This window comes from Haloarcula marina (assembly GCF_024218775.1).
GTDB lineage: Archaea > Halobacteriota > Halobacteria > Halobacteriales > Haloarculaceae > Haloarcula > Haloarcula marina.
Genome location: NZ_CP100404.1, coordinates 1525409 through 1540293 on the forward strand (window position 1 = coordinate 1525409; position 14885 = coordinate 1540293).

At 65.7% G+C, this 14885-nt stretch carries 14 protein-coding genes; 9 read left to right on the forward strand and 5 right to left on the reverse strand.

Annotated features, from left to right (window positions below; translation table 11 throughout):
* Positions 1-8 precede the first annotated feature (8 nt).
* The 3 genes from NJQ44_RS07990 to NJQ44_RS08000 are packed head-to-tail and all read left to right on the forward strand — an operon-like array spanning position 9 to position 2345.
* Positions 9-548, forward strand: coding sequence for a DUF1684 domain-containing protein (locus NJQ44_RS07990; protein ID WP_254274158.1), 540 nt, complete (start codon positions 9-11; stop codon positions 546-548).
* A 51-nt stretch (positions 549-599) separates the two neighbouring features.
* Complete coding sequence (locus tag NJQ44_RS07995) at positions 600-1424, forward strand: CPBP family intramembrane glutamic endopeptidase (protein WP_254274159.1); 825 nt, start codon at positions 600-602, stop codon at positions 1422-1424.
* A 6-nt stretch (positions 1425-1430) separates the two neighbouring features.
* Positions 1431-2345 (forward strand): LLM class oxidoreductase, encoded by a 915-nt coding sequence (locus NJQ44_RS08000; RefSeq protein ID WP_254274160.1) that lies wholly within the window; start codon positions 1431-1433, stop codon positions 2343-2345.
* A 4-nt stretch (positions 2346-2349) separates the two neighbouring features.
* On the opposite strand, the gene NJQ44_RS08005 is transcribed toward NJQ44_RS08000, so the two are convergent.
* Complete coding sequence (locus tag NJQ44_RS08005; RefSeq protein ID WP_254274161.1) at positions 2350-2652, reverse strand: hypothetical protein; 303 nt, start codon at positions 2650-2652, stop codon at positions 2350-2352.
* A 72-nt stretch (positions 2653-2724) separates the two neighbouring features.
* Positions 2725-6666 carry a PAS domain S-box protein gene (locus NJQ44_RS08010; protein ID WP_254274162.1) on the reverse strand — a complete coding sequence of 1314 codons (3942 nt, stop codon included), beginning with the start codon at positions 6664-6666 and terminating at the stop codon, positions 2725-2727.
* 234 nt (positions 6667-6900) lie between these two features.
* Between NJQ44_RS08010 and NJQ44_RS08015 the strand changes: the two genes are divergently transcribed.
* From NJQ44_RS08015 to NJQ44_RS08035, 5 genes are all read left to right on the forward strand, one after another.
* Positions 6901-7158, forward strand: a complete 258-nt coding sequence (locus NJQ44_RS08015) for a HalOD1 output domain-containing protein (protein ID WP_254274163.1) — start codon at positions 6901-6903, stop codon at positions 7156-7158.
* A 24-nt stretch (positions 7159-7182) separates the two neighbouring features.
* Positions 7183-7338 (forward strand): hypothetical protein, encoded by a 156-nt coding sequence (locus tag NJQ44_RS08020; RefSeq protein WP_254274164.1) that lies wholly within the window; start codon positions 7183-7185, stop codon positions 7336-7338.
* 95 nt (positions 7339-7433) lie between these two features.
* Entirely contained in the window at positions 7434-8195 is a 762-nt protein-coding gene (locus NJQ44_RS08025; protein ID WP_254274165.1) for a response regulator, read from the forward strand.
* Positions 8196-8456: 261 nt separating this feature from the next.
* Positions 8457-9056 (forward strand): hypothetical protein, encoded by a 600-nt coding sequence (locus NJQ44_RS08030; protein WP_254274166.1) that lies wholly within the window; start codon positions 8457-8459, stop codon positions 9054-9056.
* 510 nt (positions 9057-9566) lie between these two features.
* Positions 9567-10601: a hypothetical protein gene (locus NJQ44_RS08035; RefSeq protein ID WP_254274167.1), complete on the forward strand. Its 1035-nt coding sequence runs from the start codon at positions 9567-9569 to the stop codon at positions 10599-10601.
* Positions 10602-11178: 577 nt separating this feature from the next.
* Here the strand turns inward: NJQ44_RS08035 and NJQ44_RS08040 are convergent.
* Together NJQ44_RS08040 and NJQ44_RS08045 are read right to left on the reverse strand one after the other, a co-directional pair.
* On the reverse strand, positions 11179-12534 hold the full coding sequence (locus tag NJQ44_RS08040) for an NAD(P)/FAD-dependent oxidoreductase (protein WP_254274168.1): 1356 nt from the start codon (positions 12532-12534) through the stop codon (positions 11179-11181).
* Between the two features lie 47 nt (positions 12535-12581).
* The gene (locus NJQ44_RS08045) at positions 12582-12743 is read right to left on the reverse strand and encodes a hypothetical protein (RefSeq protein ID WP_254274169.1); all 162 of its coding nucleotides are present in this window, start codon (positions 12741-12743) and stop codon (positions 12582-12584) included.
* Positions 12744-12778: 35 nt separating this feature from the next.
* On the opposite strand from NJQ44_RS08045, the gene NJQ44_RS08050 reads away from it, so the two are divergent.
* Positions 12779-13732, forward strand: a complete 954-nt coding sequence (locus tag NJQ44_RS08050) for a D-2-hydroxyacid dehydrogenase (RefSeq protein ID WP_254274170.1) — start codon at positions 12779-12781, stop codon at positions 13730-13732.
* Positions 13733-13783: 51 nt separating this feature from the next.
* On the opposite strand, the gene asd is transcribed toward NJQ44_RS08050, so the two are convergent.
* Positions 13784-14821 carry an aspartate-semialdehyde dehydrogenase gene (asd, locus tag NJQ44_RS08055; RefSeq protein WP_254274171.1) on the reverse strand — a complete coding sequence of 346 codons (1038 nt, stop codon included), beginning with the start codon at positions 14819-14821 and terminating at the stop codon, positions 13784-13786.
* Between the last annotated feature and the right edge of the window lie 64 nt (positions 14822-14885).

A 14885-nucleotide genomic window follows, 5' to 3' on the forward strand; every position in this document is an offset into this window, starting at 1 on the left:
CCGTCGGTATGACCAGCGACTACGCCGACCGCCTCCGCGGGCACCGGGCCGAGAAAGACGAGTTCTTCGCCGAGCATCCGCAGTCGCCGATACCGCCCGAGGAACGGGACGAGTTCGACGGCCTGCGCTACTACGACCCCGACGAGGCGTACCGCGTCGCCGCGACGGTGACGCGACACGACGACCCCGAGACAGTTGCGATGGAGACGACGGCGGGACAGTCGGTGCAGTACCGGCACGTGGTCACGTTCACGTTCGACATCAAGGGCGAGACACACGAACTCGCGGGCTACCGACAGGCCCGCGACGAGGACGCGGCGCTGTTCGTCCCCTTCCGCGATAAGACGACGGGCCACCAGACGTACGAACACGGCCGCTACATGGAACTGGAAGTCGACGGCGAGTTGGCCGACGGCGACACCGTCACACTTGACTTCAATCTCGCGTACGCGCCGTTCTGCGCGTACAGCGAGACGTTCTCCTGTCCGCTCCCGCCGGAGACGAACTGGCTGGAGACGACAATCGAGGCTGGCGAGCGGTCCGACTGACGCACCCTCGGCGAGCAAACCGTTTTCAGGGTGACGCCGCTAGCTACGGCCATGTCTACAGTGACGGGCGACCGCCCCCTCCTCCAATCGGTCGTCGCGATTATCGCCGCCCTCGGCCTCGGCGCGGGCGGACTGGCGCTCGGATTCGTCCTGACGATAGTCGTCGGGGCAATCCTCGTCGTCGGCGCGGGCCTCCAACTCTCCGCCACCCTGTCTATCGTCCTCGGCCTGGTGTTCGTGCAAGGAATCGGCTGTATGGGCGTCGCGCTGACCTACCTCAAACTCCGACCAGTCGTCGGCCCCCAAATCAGGTCGGCCCTCGGCGTCGGCCCGAGTGCGAGAGGGTTCGACATCCCGGCGTCGGTCCCCGACCTCCGCGACATCGTCGTCGTCGGCGTCGGCTACGTCACCGCGCTGGGCGGCGCGATGGTCGGGGCGATTCTCCTCTCGCTGTTGCAGGTCGACACCGGGTCGAATCAGGCGGCCGAACTCGGCCTCGAAAACCCCGAGGTACTCCTCCTGTTGATTCCGGCGTCGATACTGCTCATCGGTCCCGGCGAGGAACTGCTGTTCCGCGGCGTCGTGCAGGGCCGCATCCGAGAAGTCTTCAGCCCCGTCCCGGGTGTCCTCATCCCGAGCGTGGTGTTCGCGGGTCTGCACTGGTTCGCGCTCAGCGGCGGGTCGCCGCTCGGAAACCTCGCCGCCCTCGGCGTCCTCGTCGTCCCGGCGCTCGTCTTCGGCGTCAGCTACGAGTACACCGACAACATCGTCGTGCCGTCGCTGATTCACGGCGTCTACAACGCGACGCTGTTCACCACCCTGTATCTGGTGGTGCGCTTCGGCGACCAGATCCCCCAGCAGGCGATGCTCGGCTGACGCACTATGGACCGATTCAACGCGGGCTACGACCGCCTGTTCGGGAGCGATGCTCTCTCTATCGGCGTGGGGTTTCCGCTGACCGACAGCGCCGAAACCCGGCCCGACCCCGACGCCGAGATGCGCCTCGCGGCCCGCGCCGAATCGCTCGGTTTCGACGCGCTCTGGGCGCGGGACGTGCCGATGTACTGGCCCCGCTTCGGCGACGCCGGACAGACCTTCGAGCCGTGGTCGTGGCTCTCCTACGCCGCCGCACACACCGAGGACATCGCGCTCGGGACGGCGAGCGTCGTCCTTCCGCTTCGCCACCCGCTCCACGTCGCGAAGAGTGCGGCGTCTGTCGACCGCCTCTCGGGCGGGCGCCTCGTGATGGGCGTCGCAACGGGCGACCGGGACCCGGAGTACCCGGCGTTCGACGTCGACCCGGACGAACGCGGCGAGCGGTTCCGCGAGAGCGTCGCCCTCCTCCGAACGGCGTGGGCCGAGGAATTTCCCGACGCGACGGGCGCGTGGGGTGAACTCGACGGCGAGTTGGACCTCGTCCCGAAGCCGACCTCGGAGACGATACCGCTCCTCCCGACGGGGAACGCCCGCCAGTCCGTCGAGTGGATAGCCGACCACGGCGACGGGTGGCTGTTCTACCACCTGCCCGAGTCGACGCTGTCGTCGTACGTCGAGGAGTGGCGCGAACTCGCTGGCGAGAAACCGTACGCGATGGTCGTCCGCACCGAGTTGGCCGACGACCCGGGGGCCGACCCAGAGCCCGTCCATCAGGGCTACCGGGCCGGAGCCGAGTGGTTCGTCCAGTATTTCCGGGGTCTCGACGAGGCGGGCGTCGACCACGTGGTCGTCTCGGCGTCGGGCGACGACCCGGAGACCGAACTCACCCGACTCTGGACGGACGTGTTCGACCGGCTCTGACCACTCACGCCGCGTCTCGGGCCGCCCGGACGTGCTGGCGAGCCTCTTCGGGCGTCATCCCTCGGACGCCGCAGGCACACGAGAGCAGTTCCGGGTCGTCGTCGTCCTCGACCTGTTCTCGCCGTGTCTCTTCGAGCGTGTCGCCCGCGGCGTCGTACTCGAAGTAGACGCGGTACGTGACCTGTTCGACCGTCTCTATCCGGTGGTCTTCGCTCGGGTCGGGGTTGGCGATTGCCTCGTCGTGTTCGTCTTGCATCGCCGTCTTCCACTGCTTCAGGTTCGCCTCGGGGTCCGTGTCGTCGGTCATGTGCGTATTAGCGGGGATGGGACCAAAAATCCCGGCAGCGACTCCGTGAATCCGCTCCGCGGACTCCACCCGCTACGTGTCTCTCTCTGTCTCCGGGTCGAAGAGTTGACGCATAATCCGCTGCTCAGCGACACGGAGGTGTCTATTCACGGTGGGCTGTGAGACGTCGAGCATCGCCGCGAGGCCCTCGCCCGTGGTATCGCGCGGCCAATTGAAGAAGCCCGCATAGTATGCCGTTTGGAGGACCTCTCGCTGTCGGTCCGTGAGGTCGCCAAGAATCGATTCGAGGACGCTCTGTCTGGTCTGGAGCGACCGGTCTCGCTCCCGGCGGCTGCGGAGTTCGACGTCGTACTCCTCGCCGAGCATCTCGACGAAGGTTCGAACGTCCGCAGATACGTGGATATCGACCTCGACCGTGAGCCCGCTCTCGTCGGCCCGAATCGAACTCGGGCGTCCGCCGTGTCGGACCAACTTTGTCACGATAGAGGTCCCGCGATGGTCCACTTCGAACACGTCGCCGTCGTCGCTCTCGCTGACGTGACGGTAGGCCTGTACCGCGTGCAACGAGTCGAGTGCGTCTGCGACTACCGACCCGTCGACGCCGGTCGTCCGGACGAATAGTCGCGCCGTGTCGTCGAGGTACGTGGACAATCCCAGGTACGTCACCTCACACCCGGCCTCGCGAGCGATTGCAGTGAGCAGGTCGGTCGTCCCCTCGAGTCGTAACGTCAGTGAGATTGCCCTGTCTGCCTGCAGCGCCTGCTTGGTCGAGGCGCTGGCGATGGCGTTCGCGATACTCTCGCCGAGTTCGGTGAACACCTTCTGTTCGAGGTCACCGAACGTTCGTGGCTCGTTCGCGTAGACGGCGACGAACCCGTAGCTGTACTCGTCGAATGCGAGCGGAACGGCCAGCACCGACTGGAAGTTCGCGGCCAGTGCGTGCTGTCGCCACGGTGCTGTCTGAATGTCTCGGGCGACGTTCGAGACGACTGTGGGTGTCCCGGTGTCGGCCGTCTCGGCGGCCGGTTCGCGGTCCCCGGCCGTCCCGTTGAACGAGACGTTATCGAGGTAGCCCCTATCTTCACCCGCCCACGCTCGGGGGACCACCGCTCCGGTGCTGGCGACGATACCGCCAACCCACGCGAACTCGATGTCCTCGCCGCTGACGAGTCGTTCGCAGACAGTCGACTCCAACGCCTCTCTGCTCGTCGCACCCACGAGCGACTGGTGGACCGACCGAATCGTCTCGTTTATCCGTATCTGTCGGCGCAACTGTTTGTTTTGCTTGTTGAGTTCCGCGTCCCGCTCGCGAAGTTCCGTCTCGGTTTGAATGCGCGAGAACGCCTCTTCGGCCGTCGCCACGAGCGTCTCGACCAGTTGTCGAACGTCGTCGTCGATGACCTTCGCTTGGTCGATGGCGACGAAGACGCCGTGGGGTCCTATCGGCACTACGAGCCCGTTCTTGATTGGGGCCACGAACGGCTCATCAGCCGCCGCAGCGTCGTCGATAACGGTGAGGCTGCCAGTCACGAACGACCGCCACAGCAGCGACCCGTCTTCCGGTCCGATGGGTACGGGGTCACGCTTGCAGTACTCTCTGAACCCCTCGGAGTGTGCCACCGGCCGAAGGACGTTCGTCCCCTCGTCGAACAGGAAGATACAGAAGACGGAGACGTCGAGGACGCTTTCAGCCGCATCGACGACGAGCTTTGCCGCCGCGGCTTGGTCTTCCGTGTTGAGGAGCCCGCGCGTCGATTCGTGGAGCGATTCGAGCGCGAGCTCTCGCTCTTTCTGGTCGGTGATGTCTTGAATCGCACCGCGAATGCGAACGACCTCGTCGTTCTCCACGACCGCTTCAGCGATGCCGCGTACCCACCCGAACGTGCTGTCGTCTGTCTTCGCCCGCGCTACGATTTCGTACCCCGTTCCTGTCTCGATGGCTGTCTGAATCTTCTCCCTGATAACCCGCCTGTCTTCGGGTCGGTACAGGGAAAGCGCCGTCTCCAAGTCTATCTCCGTCTCCGGTGGAAGCCCGTGAAGTTCGGTGAGCGAGTCCGTCCACGTCAGCGTCGGCGGCTCCGTGGTCACGTCTAGTTCCCAGCCACCGAAGTTCGCCATCCGCCCGGCTTGACCGAGAAGATTCCGAGTTCGTTCGAGTTCCAGCGCCCGCTCTTTCTGTTCGGTGATGTCCTGGACCGAGCCACGTACGGCGACGACATCTCCGTCCACTACGACAGGGTCCCCGATGGCCCACACCCACCGATTTCGTCCCGTTGCGGTTATCAACCGTGCCTCTACGTCGTACTGTTCAGCGGATTCGAGCGCCCGTTCGACGCCCTCCCGGACTCGCTCCCGGTCGTCGGGGTGGTAGAAGTCGATGGCGTCGTCGAGAGTGACGTCTGCGTCGGTCGGCAGGTCGTGGATGCGGTACACCTCGTCGGTCCAGTGAAGCGTGGGACCGTCGCCGTTTCGCACGTCGAGTTCCCAGCCGCCGAGGTTCGCGAGACGCTCCGTCTGCTGGAGCAGGTGCTGGGTCCGCTCCAGTTCGCTCTCGCTCGACTTTCGGTCGGTGATATCTTGGCTGATTCCCATGACGCCGATGACCGACCCGTCTCTGTCGAGGTACGGATACTTGTTGTCGCTGAAGATGTGTTCGCGCCCGTCTATCGTCGTCGCCGTCTCCATCGTGATGGCCCTGCCGGTGCGTAGGACCTCCCCGTCGCCTCGCCGAACGTCTTCCAGATTGTCGGCCTCGAACAGTTCCTCGTCGCGTTTTCCGATGGCATCTGCCGGATCGAGGTCGAAGTAGGCTGCCGCCGCCTCGTTCATGAACTGGTAGACTCCGTCGAGGTCTTTGATGAATATCGGGTGGATGGTGTTCTCGATAAGGGCCGCGGTCTGGCGCTCCTGTTCGGACCGTTCGGTCACGTCCTCCTGAAACAGCACGAAGTAGGCCACTGCTCCCTCGTCGTCGAGGACGGGCGCGACGCTCACTCGGTTCCAGAACGGCGTGCCGTCCTTCCGGTAGTTCCGGAGTTCGATGGACACGGACTCTCGTTCGTCGAGCGCCCACTGGATGGCCGCGGCGGCTTCCTCGTCGGTGCCCGTCCCGTGCAGGAACTGCCAGCTTTCGCCGATGCTCTCTTCCTCCGAGTAGCCGGATATCGATTCGAACGCTTCGTTCACGGCGATAATCGGGTACCCGTCCCGTGATGGGTCGAGAATCGTGACCCCGACTGGCGCTGCCTCCATCGTCTTGCTCGCCAGACGCAACGACGACGTGTTCGCACGGCGCTCGAACACCTGTCCGATCCATCTGCTGACGAGGTCGGCGAACTCCGTTTCGACGGCCGAAAACCCCTCCGCGCGCGGTTCGTCGCCGACGAAACAGACGGTCCCGTACAGGTCTCGGTCGACGAATATCTCGGCACCGAGGAAACAACCCACAGCCACCTCACCGTCGTCATCGTCCTCGTAGCCGATGGCTTCCAGGTTGGGAACGCCGAGGACGGCGTCGTGATTCTTCGTCGTCTCGCGACAGAGCGCGTCGATAACCCCCGTCACGGGTTCGTTCTCGGGGAATCCGTCACCCAACGCCGTCGTCACTTCGTAGTTATCGGTCACTTCGTTGAGACTCGTCACGAATGCGTTTTCGACGCCGAATACCTCGGCGCCGAGTTCCACGACCGCCGCTATCTTCTCGTCGTCGCTCGTCCCCGAATCGGCCACTATCTCGTCGAACCGCTGGCGGTAGCGTTCCGCCGACGCCTCCGTTCGCTCGTGTGCGCTGACGGTCTCATTCAGTTTCTCGACAGCGGCGCACAAGTCACCAAATTCGTCGTCTCGGTCGGCCTCGAACTCGACGTCCTCGCCGTCGGCGGCGCGACGGACTTTCTCAGCCAACTGCGTGATGGCGTCGTCCCGTGCGACCAGCGCGACGACGCCGAACGCGAGACAGGCCAGCGCCGCCCACATCGTCGTCATGGGGTCGAGAACGGCGGCTATCGGCGTCATCTGCCCGTCCTCGTGGCCGCCCTGAGCGCGAGGGCGTAGCCGGTCGCCCGGTGTCCGCCCTGTGCCGTCGCAGTCCCTCGCAGGGGGGTCTCAGACGTTGCGTTCGGTTTTGGGTACCTCGGCGTCTGGCCCTGGGACCGGTGTGACACTATACACATACGGTACCCCTTCGGGGGGAGTGGATATACATCTAGGCCATCCAGAAGGTTCCGCTTCGCATACCGAGAGATAGAGATGAACGAATACCATCGGCCGGGCAATGTCGAGTCGACCTCGCTGCGAATCGTCGAGGCCGTCGCAGATACCCTCGGCAGCGACCCGTGCACGCTGAATCCCCCGTTGGGGACAGTTGTTGACCCCGATGCACTCGATTCGTTAGTCGAGTCCGGTGGCGAGACCGGCGTCGAAGTGACGTTCACGTATGCCGATTGTCGAGTCTCGCTCAAACAGGGAGACCTCGTCGTCCAGACGTTGGGCGAGACCAACCAGTGAACAGCATCCAGTACTCACCAGACCATGACGAACACAGATAATCCCGGCCCCCCGGAGCACAACTACCGCGAGACGTACGAGGAACAGACGGTCGGACAGACGACCATCGCGACCATCGCCGACCCAGAAAACGACGACGCGTGGATACAGTCCACTGTCACGCGGGCGGTGGTCACGTGATGTGGTCGCCGTACGTTACCTCCGCTCGCTCAGACCGGACACTGTCGGTGCAGTGGTCTCCCGAAGCAAATTCGGGACCTCTCTCTCACTGAACGATGCGAGAGGCCCATCGACAGTCCGTCGACGGCCACATTACGGTCCTCTGTATCGACGACGACACCGAGTACCTCGATGCCCTCCAAGCGGCCTTCGAAGACGTAGCCGATATCGAACTCGTCGTCGACGCGGACCCAGCGACCGCCCTCGACCGACTAGACGACGTCGATTGCGTCGTCAGTGCCATCGAGGCGTCCACGACCGACGGTGGGCCGTTGCTCGAAACCGTCCGGGAGCAGGACCCGACCATGCCGTTGCTGTTCACCACGTCGCAGGACCTGTCCGGGGTCGAGGACACACTATTCGAAGTCGAAGCCGTCGACTTTCACCCGAGGAACCGCGACGGACCGGCCTTCCGCCTGTTCGAGCGACGGCTCCGGAACCTTGTCGCACGGTCCCGCCTCGAACACCGGACGTTACAGTTCCGAACGGCGCTCGACCTCAGTCAGGAACTGACGCTCGTCGTGAGCGGAGACGGGCGAATCGCGTACGCCAATCAGCCGCTCTCGTCAGCCGTCACTGCAGACCGAAACCCCATCTCGGGTCGTCACTGGACCGACATCTTCACCGACGAATCCGTTCGCCACCTCAGGGTCGAAGCCTTCCCGGTCATCGAGGACGGGTGGAACTGGACTGGGACCACAGTACTCCGCTCCCACACTGGAGATATCGAAGCGCGAACCAGCCTCGTCAGACTCGCTGACCGGAGCCTCGTGTTCGTCTTTCACGCCCTCTCTCGGGACGACGAGACGTGCTGTTGAGGGACGACCTCGTGACGACACATAAACGCGTTCTTCCCGTAGGAGACGTCCCTCGAGTCCGACACTGGTGGCTCTGATGACTTTTCGGTCTCGTTCTCGCTTCAACCGTTACGGACGGCACTTCGCTGTCGTCAGGCCCCGTCGACGGGGACCGTGAAAAGCGCACCGTCGACCCTGCGGACCGCTCACCGCCGCCCGTCGCGCGACGACCGGCCGGTTCCGAACCGAAATCGACACAACAGGGGTTCGAGAGGTGAGCGTATGCTCCGCGGGATTTCCCAGACGTACTCGGCGGTGTTCGCCCCCGAACTGTTCGTGCTTCTCTGTGGCCTGTTGCTCGTCGGCTACGAGTGGCGCGACGCGGCGACGCGCTCCGTCGCCGGATTGGGGGCGCGACTCGGCGTTCTCGGGAGTGGGTGGGCCGTCGCGTTCCTCATCTATCAGGGGGTCCCCCGTATGGTTGCGGCCGTTCCCGAGTGGGGACTCGACGCGACCGGCAGTGCCGGACTTGGGGTCGGCATCCTGGTCATCTGGGCCGGGTGGCGATGGCGAGATTGGGGTGACCTCGTCCCGGGATTCGCCGCCATTCTCGTCGCCGTCACGGTGCCGCACCTCGCCGTCACGCCGTTCTGGGACATCTCCAGTCACGTCCTCTACGCCGTCGTTCCCGCGGGCTATCTCCTCTTCGTCGACACCCGGTTCGTCCCGCTGTTCGTCATCGCGCTGGGAATGGTGCTCGCTCGCCCGCTGGCGGGGGCGCACACGTGGCTCCAGTCCATCGGCGGCCTCGCGCTCGCGCTCGTTTTCCTGGCGGCCTATCGCTACAGGGCACGCGACCGCCTAGCGGACAGCGTGTCGTGAGACGGGCGACTCGATTGCGAGGCCGTTGTCGCCGTCGCGGTAGTCCTCTGAGAGCGATCCCCTGATACATGAGACCGTCCCGGGCCGACGCCGCCCGGTGGTTTCGCGGTAGTTTCCAGTAGCTCAGCCATCGCCTCGGTCGTCGGCGATTACCCGAGCGGTACGGCGGTGGTACCGCGGCACTCGTACCGCGACGACTGGCCCGTCCGACTCGCGACACTGCGAAAGCGACACGTATTCTGGTTCGCGCCGACGCCGCCGCGGCCCCCGAGTCAGTCGTCGAGCAGTCGGCGTCGGCACCCCCGACGCAAGCGCGCGTTTCGACGACGATAGCCCGCCCTTGCCACACCAAAGAACGGGCTACAGTTAGCGGTCTGAGAGTAGCGCGGGATTGGATATCGATTTCGTCGTATAACAAAGCCACCCGTCGTCGTTGCCTCGGTCACCCGGGCGCGTTGGGTCGTCTGCGAGACCTGTCGGTACGAGATAGGCCCCGGTGACAGAGAAACCATGAGTCAACAACAGTTCCAGCCGCAACAGCAGCAGCAGTATCAGCCACAACAGCAGCAGTACCAGCCGCAACAGCAACAGCAGTACCAGCCACAACAGCAACAGCAGTTCCAGCCACAGACACAGCAACAGTCTCAGCCGCAGTCCGTGGGACAGTTCGGTACCGCCGGGCAGGGTCAACTGAGCGGACAGGAGATTCTGCAGGCCGCGATGACGCTACACCGCTTCGAGACTGTCCTCGAAATCGTCCACGTCCGCGCGATGGAGAGCGGGCGGTCGAACGTCGCGCGGTTCGCCAACGACCTCGCGACTATCGCGGAGGCGGAGAAGAAACTCGTCCTCCGACGCTCGCCGTTCGCTCAGCCTATCGGGGACGCGGCCAGACAGACGATTCAGCAGGGCGTCGAGCAACTCCGACAGGCCGCCGACATCCCGGAGGTCCAAGAGGCCATCGCCGAGGCACAACAGAGCACGAACGCTATCGAACGCGCGGCGGCGCTCGTGCAGGCGCGCGAGGCCGCGACAGCCGCCGGGTTCCAGCCGATGTACTCGTCCGGGCAGGTCGGCATCGGCGTCGGTCAGGGCCAGCACCGCCAGCAGGTCGGACAGGACGTCCGCCAGACGGTACTGGTGCTGGACCGCTTCGAGTCGGTACTCGAAGCGGCCCGAAACCGAGCGTTAGAGACCGGTCGGACGCAGGTGGCACAGGTCTGCGGTGACCTCGCCATCGTGACGAATCTGCAGGAGAAACTGATCCTCCGGCAGTCGCCGTTCGCTCAGCCCATCGGCGAGGCGGTCACGCACACCATCCAGCAGGGCGTCGAGCGACTTCGGCAGGCCGCCGCCGACGACCCAGCGGTCCAGCAGGCGATTTCGGAGGCACAGTCGACCCTCGACGCCATTCGGACCGTTGTCTCCCAGGGAGTCAGTCAGTCCCAACTCGGCCAGTTCCAGAGCCAACCCGGAGTGGGACAGGGGCAGGGTCCGGGTCAGCCGCAGTTGGAACAGTCCCAGGCCCAGTGGGGACAGTACTGAACTACCGGGTGCCGCTCCGGCGGTGACCCCGTCGTCTCGGTGACGGGATAGAACCGGCGGTGACCCGCTCCGCAGTCCGCGAGTTCACGCCTGCCTGCCGGCGGCGCATCGCCGCCTCCATTTCTTGCACTACTGGAACGTGTCGCCGACTAGTCGCTCCGACGCCGTCCGTTCCGACCTGACTCGGCCCGAGTAGCGACTCGACCGACCGCGTGTGAAGGCAGACGACGACGGGTGTAAGACAGACCGGCGCCTCACCGTTGCAGCGAGTATCGAGAACGTGTACGCCCGGAACACTAACGACTGGCGTCATCCTCGGCGGCGCGCCACGTCAGCCAGCAAACCCTCGTGCCGGGCGGTCGCCCTACAGGCGACTGGTGCCGGAACGGCGTTGACCGGTCCGGCGGCGGATACGTTCCGCGAGACGGGCGGGGTGCGACCGCCAGACGGGCGACGGTTGTCGCCGGGATGTACCGTGCCCGGGTTCTCCGGACGGTCATCGTCCCGATGACGGGCCTCGGCCGGGGATTAAAGGCACGCACCTCCCCTAGGCGAGAGCCGTACGTAAGGGTGGCGTTCAGACGGCGAACTCGTCTTCGCGCAACTGGACGTACTTCCCGTTGCGGTAGCCGAACTTGCCCCACTTGTACTTCATGACGAGTTCGATGCCGTGGAGGCCGCCCCTGAGCGCGGCGTCGGCCTTGATGCCGCGGGCGTCCATCAGGTCACTGGCGGTGGTGAAAGCGCGGTCCCAGTCACGCGGCCCCCAGTCCCGAACGAGGTCTGCGAAGGTAACGTTCCGGAGGATTTCGTCGCCGATGGCCGCGTGCCACTCGTCGTTGTAGCGTTCCAGTCGTTCCACGGCGGCGAGTCGCCCGGCGATTTTCCCGGTCCGAACGGCGACGTGGTCACCGCCCTCGTGGAACGCCGACGTCGCGCCCATCGCCCCGCCGGTGACGGCGATACCCGCCCTCGCGGGGGACTCGATGGGGCGCGTCGAGGAGATGGGGTACGTCTCGGTTCCCTTCGACTTCCCGCGGTCCTCGACGATGGGGAAGTCGTCGAGGTCGTAGTCCGAGAACTGTCGGCGGAGGAGTCGCTCGATGTACTCTCGACCGCGGGGGATGCCGTCGTCCTCGGACGAGAGCAGGTCCCACTCGCTCACGTCGTAGTCGGCGATGTCCAGTCCGATGGGCATCGTCAGGCCGATGCGGGCCACGGGCGCGTCGTTCGGGAAAATCCACGGATACGCCGTGTGACCGGGCATGATGCCCCACCAGAACTCGATGAAGTCGGGGTCGAACAGTTCCTCGGGCATCCGGCGGTGCTCCTGATAGGCGATGTGGTTGACCGTGTTGGACGGCATGATGTCGCTCATCGTCCGCCCGTCGAGGAACTGGTCGAGGGTGCCGCCGGTGACCGTTCGCTGCGGGCCGTCGGCGAGAATCACGTAGTCTGTCTCGATGTCCTCGCCGTTGGCCAGATGCACGGTGTGGCGGGGACTCGCCGAGAGGTCGGTGTCGACGCCGGTGACGCTGACCCCGACGCGGTAGTCAGCGCCGGCGTCGACGGCCCGTTCGCGGAGCCAATCGTCGAACCGCGCGCGGTGCATCGTGAAGCCGAACCCGTCGTACTCGGCGTCGATGCCCGTCTCCGTCAGCGCCAACTCGGCGTTCGGCCCGTAGAACTTCGCGCCCTCCAGTTCGCTGAGGACCACGTCCTCGGGGAACTCCTCGAACGGGATGTCCATGATTTCGAGCCAGTAGTCGAGCAGGCCCGCGGCGTCCGTCGAATCCGGCCCCCGCTCGGCCCGGTCCGCGCGGGGAACCCCCTTCTCCAGAACGACGGCGTCGGCACCGCGGGCGGCGGCCGCTTCCGCGGCGGACGACCCGGCGGGACCGCCCCCGACGACTGCGACGTCTACGTACTCCATATCCGCTACCGTGCCCCCCGTCGGCTAAAACCTATTGTCTCGTCGCGTCACAGCGTCTCTCGAATCGCCGTGACCGCGGGTGGCGGCGAAGCGCTCGGGCTTTCGAACTCGACTGTCGATTCGACAGCGTCGAGCGCGGACCGAACGGCCGACCGCTCTCGTTTCAACCGCCGGATTGCGTCGGCGTAGGCGGAGTCCTCGGACGCCACCGCACCGTTTTGTCGCTCGCGGTCGCACGGTCCGTATGGGCACTATCGTCGTCAGACGACAGAACATCCACGGGATGCGCACAGACGAGTACGCGGCCGCGTTGCGCGACCGACTACCCGCCTACGAGGTGACGCTCGCGAGGACGCCCGCCGACGTGCGTGCGGCGGTCGGTGACGCCGAGGTGTTGACCGGCAGTTCCGTCTCGACTGACCTGCTCGACGGGGCGGACGCCCTCCGCCTGTTCGCCAGCACGTACGCCGGGTACGACCACCTCCCGCTGGAGGAACTGGCGGCCCGCGGCGTCGCGGTGACGACGGCGTCGGGCGTCCACGCCCCGAACGTCGCCGAACACGTCCTCGGCGCGTGGCTCTCGTTCGCGCGCGGGTTCTTCACCGCGCGCCGCCGACAGGCCGACCGCGTGTGGCAGTCCTTCCAGGCCACCGATTTCGCGGGCAGTCGCGTCTGCGTCGTCGGGATGGGTGCCATCGGGTCGGCGCTCGTAGACCGACTCGACGGGTTCGACGTGGAGACGGTCGCAGTCCGCCACTCGCCGGAGAAGGGTGGGGCCGCCGACGCGGTGTACGGCTACGACGAGATACACGAGGCCGTCGTGGACGCGCGCTACGTGGCGCTCGCGTGCCCGCTCACGGAGACGACGCGGGGACTCGTCGACGCGGAACTGTTGGAGACGATGCATCCCGAGAGCGTCCTCGTGAACGTCGCTCGCGGCCCCGTGATAGACACCGACGCCCTCGTCCACGCACTCCAGCGGAGTCACGTCGGGGCGGCCGCGCTGGACGTGACCGACCCGGAACCGCTCCCGAACGACCACCCGCTGTGGGACTTCGAGAACGTCCTCCTGACGCCGCACAACGCCGGGCACACGCCGAGTTACTTCGAACGACTGGCGGACATCGTCGCCGAGAACGTCCGACGGGCCGAGGAGACGGGGTCGTGGGACGGTCTCACGAACCAGGTCGACGTGTAACCGGCGTAACGACTGCGGACCGATTCGAAAACAGACCGACGAGCGGCCGCCTCAGATGTAGCCGCGCTGAGCGAGCAGTTCACCGTTCAGGACGCTCGCACCGGCCGCGCCGCGCATCGTGTTGTGGGCGAGGCAGTTGAACTGGACGCCCGCGGTCGTCTCGCGGAACCCGCCGACGGCGACGCCCATGCCGTCCTCGATGTTCCGGTCGAGTCGTGGCTGTGGCCGGTCCGGTTCCTCGAACACCGTGATGAGACGCTCGGGCGAGGACGGCAGGTCGACGCCGGTGGCCGCTTCCATCGCGTCCTCCGCGCCCTCGACGGTGATGTCTTCCTCGGCGTCGGCCCAGACGTTTTCGAGGTGGCCGTCGAGCGTGGCGATGCGGTTACAGGAGGCGGCCACGTCCATCCCGTGCAGCGAGACTTCCGCGCCGTCGAACGTGCCGAGCAGTTTGCGGGACTCGCTCTCCATCTTCTGCTCCTCGCCGCCGATGTGCGGGATGGCGTTGTCGATAATCTCCATCGACGTGACGCCGTCGTAGCCCGCGCCGGAGACGGCCTGCAGGGTGGAGACGTGGACGTTCGTCAGGTCGAACGCCTCGTCGAGCGCCCCGAGCGGCGGGACCATCGTGATGGTCGAGCAGTTGGGGTTCTTCAGCAGCGCGCCGTCCCACCCGCGCTCGTCCCGCTGGACCTCGATGAGGTCGACGTGGTCGGCGTTGACCTCGGGGATGATGAGCGGCACGTCCTCGTCCATCCGGCCGTTCGAGGAGTTCGAGGAGACGACGTAGCCGTCCTCACAGAACTCCGGTTCGACCTCCGCGCCGACGCTAGAGGGGAGCGAGGAGAAGATGAGGTCGACGTCGTCCGGCACGTCGTCGGGAGTGGTCGCGCCGACGGTTATCTCGGCCACGTCGTCCGGAATCGGCGCGTCGATGCGCCACTTCGCGGCTTCTCGGTACGACTTTCCGGCGCTGGATTCGCTTGCGGTCAGTGCGGCGATTTCGAAGTCGGGATGCGGGGCGAGCAACTGGATGAGTCGCTGTCCGACGGCCCCGGTGGCCCCGAGAACGCCTACGCGTAGAGACATTGTGATACCGGTCTGCTTGCGGCACTCAAAACGGTTTGGGTATTGGGCCGCGTTCTCACGGGGG